Annotated in this window: 15 protein-coding genes; 14 read left to right on the top strand and 1 reads right to left on the bottom strand. The window is 48.9% G+C overall.

Translation table 11 applies throughout. The annotated features are described in order from the left end of the window. Positions 1-33: 33 nt before the first annotated feature. The 4 genes from EKM94_RS09155 (at position 34) to EKM94_RS09140 (ending at position 5,651) form a co-directional block, all read left to right on the top strand. Positions 34-1,275, top strand: coding sequence for a competence/damage-inducible protein A (locus EKM94_RS09155; RefSeq protein ID WP_125600778.1), 1,242 nt, complete (start codon positions 34-36; stop codon positions 1,273-1,275). A 92-nt stretch (positions 1,276-1,367) separates the two neighbouring features. Further along, a complete protein-coding gene (recA, locus tag EKM94_RS09150) occupies positions 1,368-2,423 on the top strand; it encodes a recombinase RecA (RefSeq protein ID WP_125600775.1) in 1,056 nt (351 codons plus the stop codon). 436 nt (positions 2,424-2,859) lie between these two features. Further along, the gene (rny, locus tag EKM94_RS09145; protein WP_125600860.1) at positions 2,860-4,428 is read left to right on the top strand and encodes a ribonuclease Y; all 1,569 of its coding nucleotides are present in this window, start codon (positions 2,860-2,862) and stop codon (positions 4,426-4,428) included. Between the two features lie 122 nt (positions 4,429-4,550). After that, positions 4,551-5,651, top strand: a complete 1,101-nt coding sequence (locus EKM94_RS09140; protein ID WP_125600773.1) for a glycosyltransferase family 4 protein — start codon at positions 4,551-4,553, stop codon at positions 5,649-5,651. Positions 5,652-5,813: 162 nt separating this feature from the next. Here EKM94_RS09140 and EKM94_RS09135 read toward each other — a convergent pair whose 3' ends face one another. Further along, positions 5,814-6,464 carry a YigZ family protein gene (locus EKM94_RS09135; protein ID WP_225422199.1) on the bottom strand — a complete coding sequence of 217 codons (651 nt, stop codon included), beginning with the start codon at positions 6,462-6,464 and terminating at the stop codon, positions 5,814-5,816. A 31-nt stretch (positions 6,465-6,495) separates the two neighbouring features. Here EKM94_RS09135 and EKM94_RS09130 point away from each other — a divergent pair, with 31 nt between their 5' ends. The 10 genes from EKM94_RS09130 (at position 6,496) to EKM94_RS09085 (ending at position 18,383) form a co-directional block, all read left to right on the top strand. After that, complete coding sequence (locus EKM94_RS09130) at positions 6,496-7,872, top strand: helicase-related protein (protein ID WP_164511179.1); 1,377 nt, start codon at positions 6,496-6,498, stop codon at positions 7,870-7,872. Beyond that, positions 7,872-8,561 carry a ComF family protein gene (locus EKM94_RS09125; protein ID WP_164511178.1) on the top strand — a complete coding sequence of 230 codons (690 nt, stop codon included), beginning with the start codon at positions 7,872-7,874 and terminating at the stop codon, positions 8,559-8,561. Before EKM94_RS09130 ends, EKM94_RS09125 begins: the two co-directional genes overlap by 1 nt. Before the next feature lie 128 nt (positions 8,562-8,689). Further along, complete coding sequence (gene hpf, locus EKM94_RS09120; protein WP_125600767.1) at positions 8,690-9,259, top strand: ribosome hibernation-promoting factor, HPF/YfiA family; 570 nt, start codon at positions 8,690-8,692, stop codon at positions 9,257-9,259. A 219-nt stretch (positions 9,260-9,478) separates the two neighbouring features. Next, the gene (gene tnpA / locus EKM94_RS09115) at positions 9,479-9,943 is read left to right on the top strand and encodes an IS200/IS605 family transposase (protein ID WP_125600764.1); all 465 of its coding nucleotides are present in this window, start codon (positions 9,479-9,481) and stop codon (positions 9,941-9,943) included. A 493-nt stretch (positions 9,944-10,436) separates the two neighbouring features. After that, on the top strand, positions 10,437-12,800 hold the full coding sequence (gene secA / locus EKM94_RS09110; RefSeq protein WP_125600761.1) for a preprotein translocase subunit SecA: 2,364 nt from the start codon (positions 10,437-10,439) through the stop codon (positions 12,798-12,800). Between the two features lie 91 nt (positions 12,801-12,891). Next, a protein-coding gene (gene prfB / locus EKM94_RS09105) for a peptide chain release factor 2 (protein ID WP_191987501.1) occupies positions 12,892-14,008 on the top strand; the annotation gives its coding sequence in 2 pieces (ribosomal slippage) (positions 12,892-12,963 and positions 12,965-14,008; 1,116 coding nt in all). An 18-nt stretch (positions 14,009-14,026) separates the two neighbouring features. After that, positions 14,027-14,740, top strand: a complete 714-nt coding sequence (ftsE, locus tag EKM94_RS09100; protein ID WP_125600755.1) for a cell division ATP-binding protein FtsE — start codon at positions 14,027-14,029, stop codon at positions 14,738-14,740. Then, the gene (gene ftsX / locus EKM94_RS09095; protein WP_125600752.1) at positions 14,703-15,590 is read left to right on the top strand and encodes a permease-like cell division protein FtsX; all 888 of its coding nucleotides are present in this window, start codon (positions 14,703-14,705) and stop codon (positions 15,588-15,590) included. Before ftsE ends, ftsX begins: the two co-directional genes overlap by 38 nt. A gap of 389 nt (positions 15,591-15,979) precedes the next feature. Beyond that, a complete protein-coding gene (locus tag EKM94_RS09090) occupies positions 15,980-16,681 on the top strand; it encodes a response regulator transcription factor (protein ID WP_125600749.1) in 702 nt (233 codons plus the stop codon). After that, a complete protein-coding gene (locus tag EKM94_RS09085) occupies positions 16,671-18,383 on the top strand; it encodes a sensor histidine kinase (RefSeq protein WP_125600746.1) in 1,713 nt (570 codons plus the stop codon). Before EKM94_RS09090 ends, EKM94_RS09085 begins: the two co-directional genes overlap by 11 nt. Positions 18,384-18,413: the final 30 nt, after the last annotated feature.

Below are 18,413 nucleotides of genomic sequence, written 5' to 3'. Positions count from 1 at the left end.
AGGTTGAGTTGGCGTACTTTAGGAGGTAGCAGCTTGAAAGCAGAAATCATTGCAGTTGGCACCGAAATTTTATTGGGTGAAATCGTGAATACGAATGCGCAGACAGTGGCGCAATTACTGGCTCGCCTAGGCATTACCGCCCAATATCAAACGGTAGTTGGCGATAACCCGCAGCGATTGACAGAGGTGATCACCACCGCTGAACAACGCAGTCAGGTGATTTTTTTGATTGGCGGTTTAGGGCCGACGCCGGATGATTTGACCAAGCAAACGCTAGCAACACATTTGCAGATCAAGTTGGCTCAGGATCCCCAGGCCGTGGCGAAGTTGGTGGCGTGGCATCAGCAGAAGCAGCAGCCAATGCCGGCAAATAACTTGGCCCAGGCCGAATATTTAGCTGGGGGTGAGCCTTTGACCAACGAAATTGGGTTGGCGGTGGGCAGTTACCTGAAGACGGAAGCTCATGCCTATTTTATTTTGCCAGGACCGCCACGGGAATTTGGTCCGATGTTGCGCCAACAGGTTCAGCCGCGATTAAGTCAGCTTCTAGGGCGTCAACAAGTGATCGTTTCGGAAATGGCGCGTTTCTTCGGGATCGGTGAATCGCTAATGGCCGAGCAACTTCAAGATTTGATCGCGACACAAACAAATCCCACCCTCGCGACCTATTTGAAACATTTTGAGGTTGGGGTGCGGATCACCGCTGCTGCAGAGAGCCAGGCTGCGGCCGAAGCACTGATCGCTCCGGTGTTGCAAGAGGTTAAACGCCGCCTCGCGCCATATTACGTTGGCCTAGGGGAGGAGCGGACACTGCCGGAGGAGGTCTTGACCCTGTTGCGGCGTCGACAAGCAACGGTCACGGCGGCCGAAAGCTTGACCGGTGGTGCCTTTCAAGCTCTATTAACCGGATTGGCGGGTGCCTCTAATGTGTTCCCCGGTGGTTGGGTGACTTATGCCAATCAGGTAAAGGCACAATTGCTGGGAATTGATCCGCAGCTGATCGCAACGGCGGGTGTTGTTAGTGCCCCGGTGGCGCAAGCGATGGCCGAACAAGCTCGACAATTGCTGGATACCGATTTCGCGTTGGGGTTCACCGGCGTGGCTGGACCGGATTCGTTGGAGGGTCAGCCGGTCGGGACGACCTTCATTGGGTTGGCCGAACGTGATCGACCCACGCAAGTGATCGAGTGTCATTTCGCCGGTGTCCGGAATGAGATTCGACAGCGCGCTGCGTTGAGTGGGTTCAAGTTACTTTATGATCGGTTACAACAGTGAATTAGAACATTTGTTCGCATTTTTCTTGATTTTTGACACGATTATCTGTAAAATTGTAGTTGTGACTAAGCGGATGCTTAGAAGGAGGACATATGGCTAAAGACGAGCGACAGGCGGCCCTAGATGCCGCACTTAAGAAAATTGAAAAGAACTTCGGTAAAGGCGCCATCATGCGGATGGGGGACAAGGTTGACACGCAGATCCAAACCGTATCGACTGGTTCGCTGGCTTTAGACCATGCGCTTGGTGTTGGCGGGTATCCCCGTGGCCGGATCGTGGAAATTTACGGACCAGAAAGTTCCGGTAAAACCACTGTCGCCCTTCATGCGGTGGCAGAAGTACAGAAGCAGGGTGGCACGGCGGCCTATATTGACGCGGAAAACGCGATGGATCCTGCTTATGCAACGGCGCTGGGTGTCAACATCGACGAATTGCTACTTTCGCAGCCGGATACCGGTGAGCAGGGGTTGGAAATTGCGGATGCCTTGGTAACCAGTGGCGCTGTGGATATTGTTGTGGTTGACTCGGTCGCTGCGCTAGTACCTCGAGCCGAAATCGAAGGCGAGATGGGCGATGCTCACGTTGGTCTGCAAGCACGTTTGATGTCGCAGGCCTTGCGGAAGTTGTCAGGCTCAATCAACAAAACGAAAACAATTGCCTTATTTATCAATCAAATCCGGGAAAAAGTCGGAATTATGTTTGGTAATCCAGAAACCACTCCTGGTGGCCGGGCGCTTAAGTTCTATGCGACGATCCGCTTAGAGGTTCGTCGAGCAGAGCAGATCAAGAACGGGACCGACATCATTGGGAACCGGACCAAGATCAAGGTTGTTAAGAACAAAGTTGCGCCGCCATTTAAAGTGGCTGAAGTCGATATCATGTACGGTCAAGGGATCTCGCGGAATGGCGAATTACTGGATATGGCGGCCGACAAGGATATTATCAAGAAGAGCGGCTCTTGGTATTCTTACCACGATGAGCGCATTGGTCAAGGACGGGAAAATGCTAAGCAATACTTGACCGATCATCCCGAGATGGAGACCGAAGTCCGCCATCTGGTCCGGGTCAGCTACGATATGGACCAAGATAGTGCCGCCGGTGAAACTGATTCGGTTGATGAAACAGTTTTGCCAATTGATAAAGAATAGGCGTTACGACGCTATAACGGTCGGCTGCGAGAATCAAGTCAACGCTGGATCCCTCAACGATTCAATTGACTCACCAGGGGTTTTCGCTAGACGCGTTCTGTGTCAGCACAAGTAGATTCATGCGTTATAACGGCGTTCCATCGATGGCTCGCTGGCTTGAAACCAGTTGTTAAACGATTGTTTAGTTGGTGTGATCATTCAAATGATCACGCCTTTTTTGTTGCAGGCCGTTGTTCTCAGGCGTCTAGGAATCACGATTACCGCTGAGAAACTTGGCTACCAATTGTTAAAATAAATGAGTAAAGCCAGCAGCTTCGATTGACACACTATCCGCTAACGTCTAGAATAGAAAGTGTGTAATCAATCTAAAATTTAACATCTTTAAAAATTACGTTTAGTATTTTTTGATGATGCGGAGGTGGATAGTATGGATAAAATGGGTCCTAGCCTACCGGTAATCCTCGTAATCGCATTCATCATGTTGGCACTTGGTGTTATTGTTGGCTATTTGATTCGTAAGGGAACTTACGAGGAGCAATTAAAGGAAGCTCAGGGAACAGCTGAGGATATTTTAGCCAGGGCCAAAAAAGAAGCAGAGACTGCAAAAAAAGCAGCATTGGTGGAAGCACGGGATGAGAGTCATCGTTATCGTGCTGAAATCGAAAATGAATTGAAGCAACGACGCAACGAAGTTCAACGTTCAGAAAATCGCGTGGTTCAGCGGGAAGAGACGCTGGATCGGAAAGATGATGCGCTAGATAAGAAAGAAGCCAATCTTGATGATCATGAGGCTCGCTTGAATAATCGGCAGGCTAAAATCGAGCAACAAGAGGTCAAAGCGCAAAGTTTAGTGGATGAACAAGCAACCGAGTTAGAACGGATCGCCGCCCTCACGAAGACTGATGCACGTCATGAGATTCTTGATGAATTGAATGGCCAGTTGGTTCATGAACGTGCGGTTCAAATCCGAGAAAGCGAAGCCGATGCAAGACGCGAAGCAGACAAGAAGGCGAAGAGCCTAGTTGTTGATGCGATCCAACGCAGTGCGGCTGATTTAGTCACGGAGAATACTGTGACGGTTGTCAACCTCCCTAACGATGAAATGAAAGGGCGTATTATTGGGCGTGAAGGCCGAAATATCCGAACTTTGGAGACTTTGACCGGGATCGATCTGATTATTGATGATACCCCAGAGACTGTCGTTTTAAGTGGTTTTGACCCCATCAGACGGGAAATTGCCCGTTTGGCATTGGAGAAGTTGATTCAAGATGGGCGGATTCATCCGGCGCGCATTGAAGAAATGGTGGAGAAGGCTCGCAAAGAAATGGATGAGCGCATCCGCGATTTAGGTGAACAGGCTATTTTTGAGCTGGGCATTCATTCGATGCATCCGGATCTGATCAAGATCGTCGGGCGGCTTCATTTCCGGACCAGTTATGGTCAAAATGTGTTAAACCACTCCATCGAAGTGGCGAAATTATCTGGAGTTCTTGCTTCTGAACTTGGTGAAGACGTAAATTTAGCGAAACGCGCAGGATTATTACACGATATTGGTAAGGCAATCGACCATGAAGTCGAAGGATCTCATGTTGAGATCGGCGTCGAATTAACGACGAAGTATCATGAACCAGAAGTGGTGATCAATACCATCGCTTCGCACCACGGAGACGTAGAACCAACCTCAGCGATCGCGGTTTTGGTCGCGGCGGCAGATGCCATTTCAGCTGCTCGTCCTGGGGCCCGTTCAGAATCATTGGAGAATTACATTCATCGCTTGGAGAAGTTGGAGAATATTACCAAGACCTTCCCCGGTGTGGATCACAGTTTTGCGATCCAGGCTGGTCGTGAAGTGCGGGTAGTCGTGAAGCCAACCGAGATTTCTGATGATCAATCCGTGATTCTAGCACGGAACATCCGTAATAAAATTGAAAATGAATTAGAATATCCTGGTCATATCAAAGTGACCGTGATTCGCGAAACGAGAACCATTGAATATGCAAAATAGCCGGTTACCGGCTATTTTTTTGTTGCTGTTTTTTCTTGACTGAAATTTAATCGAAATAAAATGTTAAACTAGCGGTAACCGTTGTATAATAGTTGTTACTGAGTGAGAAAGCGAGCTTATCAATGTTTAGGATTATTGTTAAACTTTTTCTAACTATGATCATTGCGGCGGTGATCACACCGTTTGTTCGGCGGATCGCGTTTGTCTTAGGGGCGGTGGATAATCCCAACGCGCGACGGGTCAATAAAAAACCAATGCCAACAATGGGCGGCTTGGCGATTTTTATTGCCTTTAATTTTGCTGTCTTCGTGTTGTTGCGCCAGCAATTCCCGACCCACGAGCTTCTCGGGATCACGATGGGTGAGTGTGTGATCGTGTTGACCGGGATGATCGACGATATTGATGAATTATCACCGAAGAAGAAAATGTTAGGCATTATTATTGCTGGTATCGTTGTTTATTTTGTTGGTGGCGTGCGGATGGATCTGGTCTCCTTACCGTTGATCGGCACGTTCCATCTGGGTTGGGCCAGCTTCCCGATCACGATTTTCTGGATCATGGCGATCACCAACGCCGTTAACTTGATCGACGGGTTGGATGGCTTGGCGACAGGCGTCTCGATCATTGCGCTGTTTACCATGGGGGTGATGGCGTATTTCTTCCTATCCGTTGCCAACACCTATGTGGCCATCATGATTTTCGCGTTGGTTGCTGCTTTGATCGGCTTCTTGCCCCACAATTTCCACCCGGCGAAGATTTTCCTTGGGGATACCGGGGCGCTTTTTATCGGTTTTATGATCGCGGTCTTGTCGCTTAAGGGTTTGAAAAATGTCACCTTCATTACGTTGGTGATTCCCGTGATTATTCTCGGCGTGCCGATCACCGATACTGTTTACGCGATGTTGCGCCGATTATTAAATAAGCGGCCGATTTCGGAAGCCGATAAACACCATTTGCATCACCGTTTGATGCAGTTAGGCCTGTCGCATCGCCAAACAGTTCTGGTTATCTACGGCTTAGCCTTGATTTTCTCCTTTATCGCGTTACTTTATCCATTGTCGTCCTTGTGGGGCAATATTTTATTGACGATCGCGGTTTTGGTGGGGCTGGAACTATTCGTGGAAGTGATCGGTTTGGTTGGCGAGGATCGCCAGCCGTTACTGCGTGCAATCAGGCGTCTTGTTAAGAAGATGGAACGGCATTCTGATACCCCAGAGAACTAGGTCTGTTGGCTCCCGGTCGTGGCAGGCGCAGTCTGATTTATGCGGTGACAGTTTGAGACATAGATGTCTCCACTTAATCTAAAAACCCTCAAGCCAAACTTAGCGGCTAAGGGGCAAAAGAAATTATCGATGCAAAAGAAAACGTAGCCCGCGGCGGCTACGTTATTTTTTTGCAGTGAGGGGGACTTCGCGAAACGAGGTTTGTAACTGTTCAACTTGAACTTGCCCTCGCAGCCAATCTTCGATCTGCGCCATTTGGGCAGTGGCGGTTTGCTGGTCCAGCCAGATCGTTAGGCTGACTTGATCGGTATAATCACTGGCAGCCACCTGGATCTGGGCGCGCTGTAATTGGTTCTGTAAATAATCCAAGTCACTATAAGCAAACGTCAACCGATAGGCCGTTTGCTCGATTCCTTGGACCAAACCAGCGGCGTTGATCGCGGCGGTGGTTGCTTGACCATAAGCACGGATCAAGCCGCCAGCGCCAAGTTTGATTCCCCCAAAATAGCGGGTCACAACACAGAGGAGGTTATTTAAATTTTCCTGTTGGAGGACATTCAGAATCGGCGAGCCGGCCGTGCCGCTTGGCTCACCATCATCACTAAGTCGCTGGATTTCATTAGCGAAGCCTAATTGATAGGCGAAACAATTATGGGTGGCCTTATGTTGCGCTTGGCGGACTTCCTGCAATTTAGCTTGAGCTTGGTCCTCGGTTTCGACACGAAAAACTTGACCAATGAAGCGCGATTTCTTGATTAGAAGTTCTGCCTGCGCGTTTTGCGCGATTGTCCGATAAGTTTCGATGAAAATCAATTCCTTTGCGTAATTAGTTAGGGTGATGGCGATGATGAAAGTGTGTGAGCAGAGTGAAGCAGAAGCTGCCTTGGTCCAGCAGTGGGGCTGGCTCCTGGCCGGTCGGCAATTATTACTGGAGACACTGCCCCAGGAATTGCAAGTGGCGCTTAAGGAGCTGGGCGCCACCGGGCAACAAATTCAGTTGGTTCCCGGAGCTTTTGCCCAAGGATCACGGTGGTATTGTCAGCGGTGTGGTAGTCGCTTGCGAACCGATCAACGGTTACCAAGTGGTCAACTTTATTGTACCGCTTGTTTAGCGTTGGGTCGAGTTTGCCAAAACAGTCAATTGGTCCGCTTTCCCAGCGCGAATCATTTTTCTGTGCAGACGCCGGTGTTAACGTGGACAGGCAAATTAACGCCGCAGCAAGAAAAGCTGACCCAGTCTTTGCTGGCTGGTTATCAACAAGGGGCGTCGGTGCAACTGTTGTGGGCGGTGACAGGCGCAGGCAAGACGGAAATTACATTTAAGCTGATTACGGACTATTTAGCCCGGGGGTTACGAGTGGGTTTTGTCTCGCCGCGGGTGGACGTTTGTAATGAGATCTATCCCCGTTTGCAGCAAGCGTTCGCGCGGACGGCGATGGGCCTTCATCATGGACAAGCGAAGCCAGTGCCGCAAGCGGAACAGTTAGTGGTCGCCACGATCCATCAGTTGGTCCGTTATTATCAAGCCTTTGATCTCTTGATTGTGGATGAGGTCGATGCCTTTCCCTATGTTGGCGATCCCATGTTGGAGCGGGTGATGCGCCAGGCGGTCCAGCCTACGGGGCAACGGCTCTATTTGAGCGCGACGCCGCCGGCTGCCATGCGGCGCGCGGCGCGGCGTGGACAACTGCCCCTACATTATTTGGCCCGTCGCTTTCACGGACGCCCTTTAGTCCAGCCCCGGGTCGTTTTCGGGCAAGTCTTTCAACAAGATCAGTGGACCGGGCGTCTGCGCCGACTGTTAGCGCCTTGGTTGGGGCGCCAACGACGCATCTTGATTTTCGTGCCGCAAGCCGCTAGTTTGCCCCGTTATTTGGCTGCCTTACAACGGGCTTTTCCTAGTGTTCAAGCGCAAACTGTCCACGCCCAAGATCCCCTGCGCTTGGAAAAAGTCGCTGACTTTCGCGGCGGTTCGGGGCAAGTCTTATTGACGACGACGATTTTGGAGCGGGGCGTGACTTTGCCCCATGTGGATGTGCTGGTTTTGGCGGCGGATCATCCTAACTTCAATGTGGCCAGTTTGGTTCAGATTGCCGGTCGGGTAGGGCGGGCACCCACGAATCAAGGGGATCAGGTGGTCTTCTATTGTCAATATGAGAGTTGGGCGATCAGTCAGGCGTGCCATCAAATCAAGCAACTGAATCGTCGTGGTGGCTTCTGATGGCCGTTTGTTTGTTGTGCGGCCAGTCGTTCACGCCGCGGTATTCGTTGAAGCAATTGTTAGTGGATCGGCATTGGTATTTGGATCGACTTTGCCCTCTTTGTTTTCGCGGATTTCAGCCCCTTGACCGCCGCCACGCCTGTCCCCAGTGCGGGCGCCTTTCTGAACAGGGGCAACGCTGTTATGACTGTCAACGCTGGGCTTTAACGGCAGAGCTCCTGACCAACCGGGCTTTGTTTACCTATAATGAGGCGATGCAGGCCTATTTTCAACAGTATAAAGGGGTCGGGGATTATCGCTTGCGGTTGGTTTTCGCCGGGCATTTGCAGGCGGCTTTCACGGCGTTGCCCCGTCAGACGCTGATCATCCCGATCCCCACCAGTCCCAGTCATTGGACCCAACGCCAATTCGATCCGGTGCTAGGACTGATCGAATCGGTTTGCCGGCCGGACCGACGTTTAGCCAGTCAAGAACAATTGCAGCATCAGGCGCAGCTGACGCGGCAAGAGCGTTTGGTGAGCCCACAACACTTTTATTGTCCGCAGCCTTGCCCTAGCGCCGACCAACAACGCCCCGTCTTATTAGTCGATGACATCTATACCACTGGGCGCACTTTGCGTCATGGACAGGCGGCCTTACGCCAGGCTGGTTATCAGGGGGAGATCACCTCATTGACAGTGGCGCGGTGAAGGGCTTCTGTTTCTTTTTTATGATTTTTACAGTCTTTTCATTGTTAAATGGTAAGCGCTTCGATATAATAAAGGTGAGCCAATCATTATCATTGGCTACTGATGTAACTTGAAAGGAGCGAACGACTATGTTATCGTTCAATGTTCGTGGTGAAAATATCGAGGTTACCGAGGCAATTCGGAGTTACGTGGAGAAACGATTAAGCAAGTTAGATAAATATTTTGAAGAGCCTGCTGATTCAATTGCCCATGTTAACCTAAAAGTTTACACAGATAAGACCGCAAAAGTCGAAGTGACGATTCCACTTCCCTATTTAGTTTTGCGGGCTGAAGAAACATCTCCTGACATGTATGCCAGTGTCGATCTGGTCACAGATAAGCTTGAACGGCAGATTCGCAAGTACAAGACAAAAATCAATCGCAAGAGCCGGGAAAAGGGAATCAAGAACTTTGAGTTGACTGGTCCCGCTAATGGCGCAATCGATGTTCCTGAACAAGCACCAAAGGTTAAAGATGAGATGGTTGTCGTGCGCACCAAGCGGTTAGCGTTGAAACCAATGGATTCAGAAGAAGCAATTTTACAAATGAATATGCTTGGCCATAATTTCTTTATTTTTGAAGATGCTGAAACCAATGGCACTAGTATTGTTTATCGTCGTCGCGACGGTCGTTTCGGTTTGATCGAAACTGACGAATAGCGAGTGGACAATTGATTAGATTTGATTGAAATGGTCGCGCGGTTGCGCGGCCATTTTTCTTAGTGTCTTTAGACCCAGTTGAGCCCGCGAAGCGCGCGAAACAAAAAACCACCCGCTATGCGGGTGGATAACAATAGGGTTATACCAAAACGCCCTCCCAAGATATAGAATGGAGGTGTTCAAAGCCAAACCATTCAAAATTGAAGGAGGACGTCAGTAATGGCGAATAAACTCAACAGCCTTGCACATACCAAATGGCTGTGCAAATACCATATCGTATTCACTCCAAAGGATAGAAGAAAAATCATCTATAATCAATATCGACGTGACTTGCAAGAAGACATTCGATTGTTATGCCAGTATAAAGGTGTCAAAATTCTTGAAGGTCATATGATGCCAGACCATGTCCATTTGCTGGTCAGTATTCCACCGAAATTAAGTGTATCTAGCTTTATGGGATATTTGAAGGGAAAATCAGCATTAATGATGTTTGACCAGCATGCAAATTTGAAATATAAATTTGGTAATCGACACTTTTGGTCCGAGGGATATTATGTTAGTACAGTGGGTCTAAATGAATCAACCATTAAGAAGTATATTCAAGATCAAGAGAAACATGATCAAGCAGTCGATAAATTAAGTGTCCGCGAGTATTCTGACCCTTTCAAGGGTCAAGGTAAGTAGTACAAACACCGCTTAAAGCGGTGGCAAAAGTGACAAACGCAGTTTGGCTTTGAATTATAAAAGCCAGCGCCTTGAGACGCTGGCCAGTACATAGGGCTTATAGCCCTGGAGCAAACCACCCGTTTTACGGGTGGTTATGATAATGGAGCGCTGTTTGCGGCGTTGGGTGGGATGGTTAGCGCCGCCGGAATCAGTCCAAGCCATGATCGGCTGACTGTCACCCTGAACGAGGCCAGTGGGACGCCAGCTGTAGGAAACGTCTTTGCAAATCCGGCTAAAATAACTTGCTGGCGATTGCCCCTTTTTTTATGCAGCGTTTTTGGTTACAATGAAGATAATGCAGTTTGGCATCGATGATGGGAATCAAACGAGTGGGGAACTTGCTTGTTTATTTAAATCAATCTATTCACACGCAGGTCTTTTAATGATAAAATAGATTGAATACTGTCAAATGACAACTAGAATTCGATTGACAGGAGAGGAATTCTGATTTATGGCGAATATGTTAAAGAGATGGATCGAAAGTGATAAGCGTGAGGTTGCTCGGATGGGCAAGATCGCTGATAAGGTCGAAGCTTACGCTGACCAGTTCGCTGAACTTTCCGATGAAGAATTACAAGGTAAAACAGAGAAATTCAAGGCGCAGGTGGCTGGTGGCGCGACCCTTGATCAAATTCTGCCCGAGGCGTTCGCGGTGGTCCGCGAAGGTTCACGGCGGGTTTTGGGCTTGTATCCATTTAGAGTCCAGATCATTGGCGGAATCACCTTACATGAAGGTAATATCGCCGAAATGAAAACCGGTGAAGGTAAAACTTTGACGGCGACCATGCCAGTTTACTTGAACGCGCTGGCTGGTAAAGGTGTTCACGTTGTCACGGTCAATGAATACTTATCAAGTCGTGACGCGGAAGAAATGGGCGAACTCTATCATTGGTTGGGCTTAAGCGTTGGCTTGAACCTGAACAGCAAGAACACCGATGAGAAGCGGGATGCATACAATTGTGATATCACTTATTCCACGAACAGCGAACTTGGGTTTGACTATTTGCGGGATAACATGGTGGTCTACAAGGAACAAATGGTTCAGCGGCCGCTGAATTACGCGATCGTCGATGAGGTCGATTCGATTTTGATCGATGAGGCGCGGACACCGTTGATCATTTCCGGTCAGGCCACAGGTACGACGGCGATGTATGTCCGGACCGATCGTTTCGTCAAGACTTTGAAAGAAGACGACGATTATAAGATCGATTGGCAGACCAAGTCGATTGCCTTGACTGAACAGGGTATCCAAAAGGGCGAAGCTTATTTTGGCACCAAGAACCTTTATGACATTGACAATACCGTGCTGAACCACCATTTGGATCAGGCTTTGCGGGCGAACTATGTCATGTTACGTGATGTGGATTACGTGGTCCAAGATAACAAAGTCCTGATCGTTGACCAATTTACTGGTCGGGTCATGGATGGACGTCGTTATTCTGATGGGTTGCATCAGGCAATCGAAGCCAAAGAAGGGGTCAAGATCGAAGAAGAATCCCAAACCATGGCCAACATTACTTATCAGAACTACTTCCGGATGTACAACAAGCTTGCCGGAATGACCGGGACGGCCAAGACCGAAGAAGAAGAATTCCGTGAGATCTACAATATGGATGTCATTTCGATTCCAACTAACCGGCCGGTGATCCGGGTGGATCATTCTGATTTGCTTTACCCTTCATTGAAGAGTAAATTCAACGCGGTCGTTGGTGATATCAAGCAACGTCACGATAAAGGTCAACCGATTTTGGTCGGGACTGTCGCCGTTGAATCTTCTGAATTATTGTCCCACTTATTAGATCAAGAACACATTCCTCATGCGGTCTTAAACGCTAAGAACCACAAGAGAGAAGCGGAAATCATTATGAACGCGGGTCAACGTGGCGCGGTGACGATCGCGACCAACATGGCTGGGCGGGGGACCGATATTAAATTGGGACCTGGCGTGGTTGAATTAGGTGGTTTGTGCGTGATCGGGACCGAACGCCATGAGTCGCGGCGGATCGATAATCAGCTGCGGGGCCGTTCTGGTCGTCAAGGCGATCCTGGTGTCACCCAATTTTATCTGTCCTTACAAGATGATTTGATGAAGCGGTTTGGTTCCGAACGAATCAAGGCCTTCCTTGATCGCTTAAATGTTACCGAAGACGAGCAGGTGATCCAATCACGGATGATCACACGTCAAGTCGAGAGCGCGCAGAAGCGGGTCGAAGGGAACAACTACGATACGCGGAAGAACACGTTGCAGTATGATGATGTGATGCGGCAACAGCGTGAAGTCATTTATCAGCAACGGCAACAAGTGATTTCGGCAACGGATAGTTTGCAGGATGTGATTCTGCCAATGATGAAGCGGACTGTGAGCCATCAGGTCGATATGCATACGCAAGGGGCGCAAAGCGAATGGAATCTGCAAGCTTTGTATGATTACGCTTTGGCCAACTTGGTCAGCGATAAGCAATTGAAGCTGGCCGACCTTGAAGGCAAATCAGTGGAACAATTGAAGCAATTGTTGACTGACTTCGTTGAAGCTAATTACCAGGACAAGAAAGAAAAGCTGGTTGATCCTAGCCAAATGCTGGAATTCGAAAAAGTCGTTGTGCTACGGGTCGTGGATGATCATTGGACTCAGCATATTGATGAAATGGATCAATTACGGCAATCCATTGGATTACGTGGTTATGGCCAAATGAATCCGTTGGTTGAATACCAAGAAGAAGGTTATCGCATGTTTGAAGAGATGATCTCCGATATTGATTTCGATGCGACGCGTTTATTCATGAAGGCAGAGATTCGTCAAAATATTCGGCGTTAAAGTCGGAAAACATAGAGAAGGACGCTGAACAAAATGAAGTAATTTTGGCGGCGTCTTTTTCTTTATCGAAGGTTGCGAAAGGGTGTTTAAAATGGAATTCGCTGAAATGCGCCATGCGCTGGAAGACGCGCAAACAAAGATCAATCAATTTAGGGGGTCTCTTTGACTTAGATGGCCTCGCCGAGGGAATCGCGGCAAACGAAGATGAAATGAGTCGACCTGATTTCTGGGAGGATTCCGAAAAAGCCCAAAAAGTCATCGATGATAACAATAATTTAAAGGAAAAGTATGACAATTTTAATCAGTTAGTTACAATGGCGGACAATATTTCTGTTACGCTAGAGTTATTGCAAGAAGGACCAGACGCGGAGTTACAAACGGAAGTGGAAGCCGATTTGGTCCAACTGCAAAAACAACTACAGGATTATGAGTTGAACCTTTTGCTTGCGGAGCCCTATGACAGTAGCAACGCGATCTTAGAAATCCATCCTGGCGCTGGCGGCACCGAGTCCCAAGACTGGGGCGCGATGTTGTTGCGGATGTATCAGCGCTGGGCCGCCGCCCATCATTTCGGCGTGGAAATGGCCGATTATCAGCCAGGCGATGAAGCCGGGTTGAAGAGCGTGACCCTAATTATCAAGGGGCATAACGCTTATGGCATGCTGCGCTCTGAAAATGGAGTCCATCGGCTGGTGCGGATCTCGCCGTTTGATTCTGCCGGTCGGCGGCACACGTCGTTCGCGTCGGTGGAGATCATGCCGGAATTAGATCGCTCGATCAAGGTCGACATTAGTCCCGATGACTTGCGCGTCGACGTTTTTCGATCGAGTGGCGCTGGTGGTCAGCATATCAACAAAACCTCTTCCGCCGTGCGGCTCACTCATTTACCTACGGGGATCGTGGTGAGTTCGCAAGCCCAACGTTCGCAATTGCAGAACCGAGAAACGGCGATGGCAATGCTGGAGGCCAAGTTGTACCAACGGGAACAAGAAGAACAACGCCAAAAAGAAGCGGCGATCAAGGGTGAGCAGCCGGAAATCGGTTGGGGTTCACAGATTCGTTCTTATGTTTTTCACCCTTACACCATGGTCAAGGATCACCGCACCAACTATGAGACCGGTAATGGTCAAGCAGTGATGGATGGCGATCTCGATGGCTTCATTTATAGCTATTTGCAATGGCAATTACAACGAAAAAATCCGAAATAGAAACTTTGAGGTGACAAAATGCTTAAGCTTTTAAATGTTGAGAAACGCTACGACAATGGCGTCTCGGCTTTAAAAAATGTAACGCTGACCGTCGAACAAGGCGAATTTGTCTATTTAGTTGGACATAGTGGCGCCGGTAAATCGACGTTGATCAAGCTCATGTACCGTGAGCTGGTGCCAACCAGTGGCTTCATTCAAATCAACAACTTCGATCTGCGCCAAATGAAAGAGCGACAAGTGCCTCAATTGCGGCGAACACTAGGGGTCGTGTTCCAGGACTTCAAATTGTTGCCGAAAATGACCGTCGGCGAGAATATCGGCTACGCCCTCCAAGTTATCGGGAAAAGCGATTCCGAAATCAAAGAAGCGGTCGAGCAAGTTTTGAACGATGTGGGGTTGGAAAAACAGGCCGACCATTTTCCTAATGAGTTATCCGGGGGTCAGCAGCAGCGGGTCGCGATCGCCCGGGCTATTGTCAATCGGCCGAAAATCCTGATCGCTGACGAACCGACGGGGAACTTGGATCCTCAAACAACTGAAGGCATTATGGATATTTTGCAACGCATCAATAATCGCGGGACAACGATCATTATGGCAACCCATAACCAACAAATCGTTGATGAATTACCCCATCGTGTGATTGAGATCTCTGAAGGTCAAATCATTCGTGACGAACAAGGAGGACAATACACACATGAATTGGACAACAATCAAACGACATCTACGCGATAGTCTGCGGAGCCTGCAACGTAACGGCTGGATGGCTTTCGCGGCGATCAGTGGGGTCGCCGTAACGATTCTGTTGGTGGGGATCTCCTTAGCCGTCGTCTTTAACGTGACCAAGCTGTCTCATGACGTGGAAAGCGATGTTCGGGTCCATGTTCTGGTCGAGCCCAAGACCACCGCGGCGCAAAAGGATCAACTGGAAACGAAATTAAAGGCGCTGCAAGGTGTGACCAAGGTGACTTATTCTTCCAAGGCCAATGAATTGAAGAAAGTTGTCAGCCAGTATGGTGATTCTTTCAAAATGTTCGGCGGCGATGATAATCCTTTGAATGATGTTTATACCATCAAGGCGACTGATCCGGAACAAACCGTGGCGATCGCGAAGAAAGCCACCAAATTGAAGCACGTCGCCAAAGCGAATTATGGTGGCGATGAAGCTAAGAAATTGTTCCGCACGATGGATAGTGTCCGCAATTACGGCATGGGCTTTTCCGTTCTTTTACTGATCGTGGCGATTTTCTTGATTGCGAACACGATTCGAATCACGATCCTGTCGCGGCATAATGAAATCGAGATCATGCGTTTAGTTGGGGCGACTCGCTGGTACATTCGCTGGCCATTTATTCTGGAAGGCGCATGGACTGGCTTGCTAGGAGCGATCGTGCCGTTGGTGATCATTGATCTTGGCTATGCCAATGTTTTCCGCGCGGTCGGGCGGCAATTGGCGACCTCCGGCTACAGTTTGATGACACCAGGTCAATTGATCTGGCCGTTGAACTTAACGCTGGTTTTAGTGGCCATGTTGATCGGGGCTTTCGGCGCCGCCATCTCCATGCGTCGTTTCTTGAAAGTCTAGGACTCTTACCGCAAGTAGCGTTTTTACTTGAAGTCCGCCGCTATTTTTAAGATCGGCTAGGTTGCAGTTGCTGTTGAATCTATCATTGAATAGATCATTAAAATCTATCACTGAATAGCTCATTGAATAGATCATAAAATGGGTCTAGAATTTTCGGGGTCATTAAAGTGGATTTTTAAATAGATCATTCAAAAAAACCAAGTTAAAAAGTCTGTTCGCGCTGGCGCTCAGGCTTTTTTTCGTGGATGCGGCGCCGGGGCTCCCGGGAGATTTGCTGGAATTGAGAACCGCATTCAACTTTTACGGCAGAAAATGCTATACTTAAATCAGTAGATTAGCTAGAAAGCGCTGACTCGATTAGACATTACTTGGGGAACGTGGGGTTATTTATGGTGAAAATCTTGGTCGTTGATGATGAGGTCGCGATCCAGCAATTGATCAGCTACAACCTGGAACAAGTTGGTTATCAAGTTGCGACTGCCGGTGATGGGGCAAGCGCCTACCAACTGGCTGTGGCCGAAGAGTTTGATTGTATTGTTTTAGATTTGATGCTACCGAAAATGGACGGGATCGAAGTGACCAAACGCTTGCGTCAGGCCGAGGTCCAAACACCGATCATTATGTTGACGGCCCGTCATGAGGAAGCTGACAAAATCATCGGTTTGGAACTCGGCGCGGATGATTATATGACGAAGCCGTTTAGTCCCAGGGAGTTGCTGGCGCGGATCAAGGCGATCCGGCGGCGCGTCCAGGTGACGACGGCGCCGTTGACCGGCGATGAAGTTGTTTTCGCGGAAACCACCTGGCAAACTGGGGAAAGTTTCGTGATCCGGGCGGGTGAACGGCTGCATTTGACCCGTAAGGAATTTGAGTTATTGACCTATCTGGTGCAACACCGCGGTAAAGTGATCTCACGGCAGCAGATCATGACCAATGTTTGGCAGACCCATGAAGCCATTATGAGTCGGATGGTGGATATGCAGATCAGCCATTTACGAGATAAAATCGAACCAGATCCAAAACACCCAACGTTTTTGTTGACGGTGCGAGGGTTTGGTTATCGTTTGGAGGTTACGAAAGTTGAAGCATAAACAGAAATTACGCTGGTTGATTGTCGGAATTTGCGCGCTCATTTTTTATCTTGCCTTCTTTTTCATGGGCAATCATTTCATTCAGAGTAACCAAAAGGAACAGGTCAAAGCCCTGGGACAGGATTATCAGGATGCTCTCTTGGGTCAGGCCAAGGCCCAAACGTTGAAGCGCTGGCAACGAAATTATCAAGTTGAAGTGGTTGATTTGCCGGTCACCGGCACGTCTGAGTTGGCCAAGGTCGCCCAAAACGTGGCGAAACATAATTTGGTCAATACCGGCGCGCCTTATTTGAAGGTGGAGTATCGGCAACAGCGGTATTTGTTGTACTTGATTAGTGACAGTGTTTCTAAGCAAAACGAGGCGATGCTGGTGCAACCGCTGGCCGGTATTTGGTCCGATTTCCGCGGGCTTTGGGTGACTTTTTCGCTACTTTATTGGCTGTTGATCGCCGCCTTTTTCTGGTTGATGTGGCAACACCAAAAAAGTGTACGCCGTAAACTAGGCTTATTGAGCCACAATGTGGTGGCAATCACTCAGCAGCAAGAACCAGAACCAGTCCTTTTTACCGCCGACGATCCTTTCTTCCCTTTAGGTAACCAATTGAAGGATTTGAGCCAGATCCGCGATCAACAATTGTTGGCGGCCCAACTTCATGAGAAGAGTTTCCGTTCCCTGATCAACAATCTGCCCTTAGGCGTGATGCTGCTTGATCGCGATGGTCGCGTGGAAATGGCCAATCAAGCGGTGGCGACGATTTTGAATGTAGCGAGAATCGACAGCGCCTCGGAGAATTATGTGGATTATGTCAAAACTTATGCCCTCAGTCGCATGATCGAGCACGCGCTGCGGCAGCCAACGGTCAAGCGTCATCAGCGCCGGGATATTCAGTTGGTTGGCGATGACGGTCGTTTTGTGGAAGCCGATGTGATCTCTTTGATCGGCGATGAAGCGGAACTGAATGATATGCGGGTTTTGGTGATGCTGTACGATTTGACCGAGATCAAGCAAAATGAACAGATGCAACTGGACTTTGTCGCCAATGCCAGCCACGAGTTGCGCACTCCGGTGACCGTGATCGCCGGATATGCGGAAACATTGTTGGCCGGCGCGCAACATGATTCGCTCAAATCGCGGGAGTTTATCCAAACGATTGCCGAACAGGCTCATCATTTGGAGGAGTTGATCCACGATATCTTGTTGCTCTCCCGGGCCGATCAAGACATGCCGATCAAATGGCAGACGGTCAATTTGGAGCAAGTCGCGCAACAAACAATCAAAGTTTTACAAGACCCAATCAAGGCTAAACAATTGAAAGTTAATCTAGATGTGGCGCAATACACGGGTCCGATTCTGTCGGATGAAGTGAAGTTGGAACAGATCATCAAGAATTTGGTGACCAACGCGGTCCGTTACAATCGGGAACAGGGCGAAATCACGATTGCCTTGGCGACGACGGCGACCGCCACCACGATCAAGGTGCGTGATACCGGGATCGGACTGACAACGGAGGATCAGACACGGATCTTCGAACGCTTTTATCGGGCCGATCACGCTCATAACGCTACGGAGAAGGGCACCGGCTTGGGCTTGGCGATTGTCGCCAATTTGGTCGATCAGCTCAATGGTCAGGTGACCGTGCAAAGCCAGTTAGGGGTCGGTTCCACGTTTATCGTGACCTTACCAGTCAACCACGTTGAATAATTTACCTAAAATTTACAAGGAACGTGATTA

This window comes from Lapidilactobacillus achengensis (assembly GCF_003946655.1).
GTDB lineage: Bacteria > Bacillota > Bacilli > Lactobacillales > Lactobacillaceae > Lapidilactobacillus > Lapidilactobacillus achengensis.
Note: the sequence above shows the minus strand (reverse complement) of the source record. Positions and strands in the feature narration are given on the sequence as shown.

Coding starts and splice junctions, on each gene's coding strand:
- recA (WP_125600775.1), top strand. CDS start 1,368: ATGGCTAAAGACGAGCGACAGGCGGCCCTAGATGCCGCACTTAAGAAA.
- rny (WP_125600860.1), top strand. CDS start 2,860: ATGGGTCCTAGCCTACCGGTAATCCTCGTAATCGCATTCATCATGTTG.
- EKM94_RS09140 (WP_125600773.1), top strand. CDS start 4,551: ATGTTTAGGATTATTGTTAAACTTTTTCTAACTATGATCATTGCGGCG.
- EKM94_RS09130 (WP_164511179.1), top strand. CDS start 6,496: ATGATGAAAGTGTGTGAGCAGAGTGAAGCAGAAGCTGCCTTGGTCCAG.
- EKM94_RS09125 (WP_164511178.1), top strand. CDS start 7,872: ATGGCCGTTTGTTTGTTGTGCGGCCAGTCGTTCACGCCGCGGTATTCG.
- hpf (WP_125600767.1), top strand. CDS start 8,690: ATGTTATCGTTCAATGTTCGTGGTGAAAATATCGAGGTTACCGAGGCA.
- tnpA (WP_125600764.1), top strand. CDS start 9,479: ATGGCGAATAAACTCAACAGCCTTGCACATACCAAATGGCTGTGCAAA.
- secA (WP_125600761.1), top strand. CDS start 10,437: ATGGCGAATATGTTAAAGAGATGGATCGAAAGTGATAAGCGTGAGGTT.
- ftsE (WP_125600755.1), top strand. CDS start 14,027: ATGCTTAAGCTTTTAAATGTTGAGAAACGCTACGACAATGGCGTCTCG.
- ftsX (WP_125600752.1), top strand. CDS start 14,703: ATGAATTGGACAACAATCAAACGACATCTACGCGATAGTCTGCGGAGC.
- EKM94_RS09090 (WP_125600749.1), top strand. CDS start 15,980: ATGGTGAAAATCTTGGTCGTTGATGATGAGGTCGCGATCCAGCAATTG.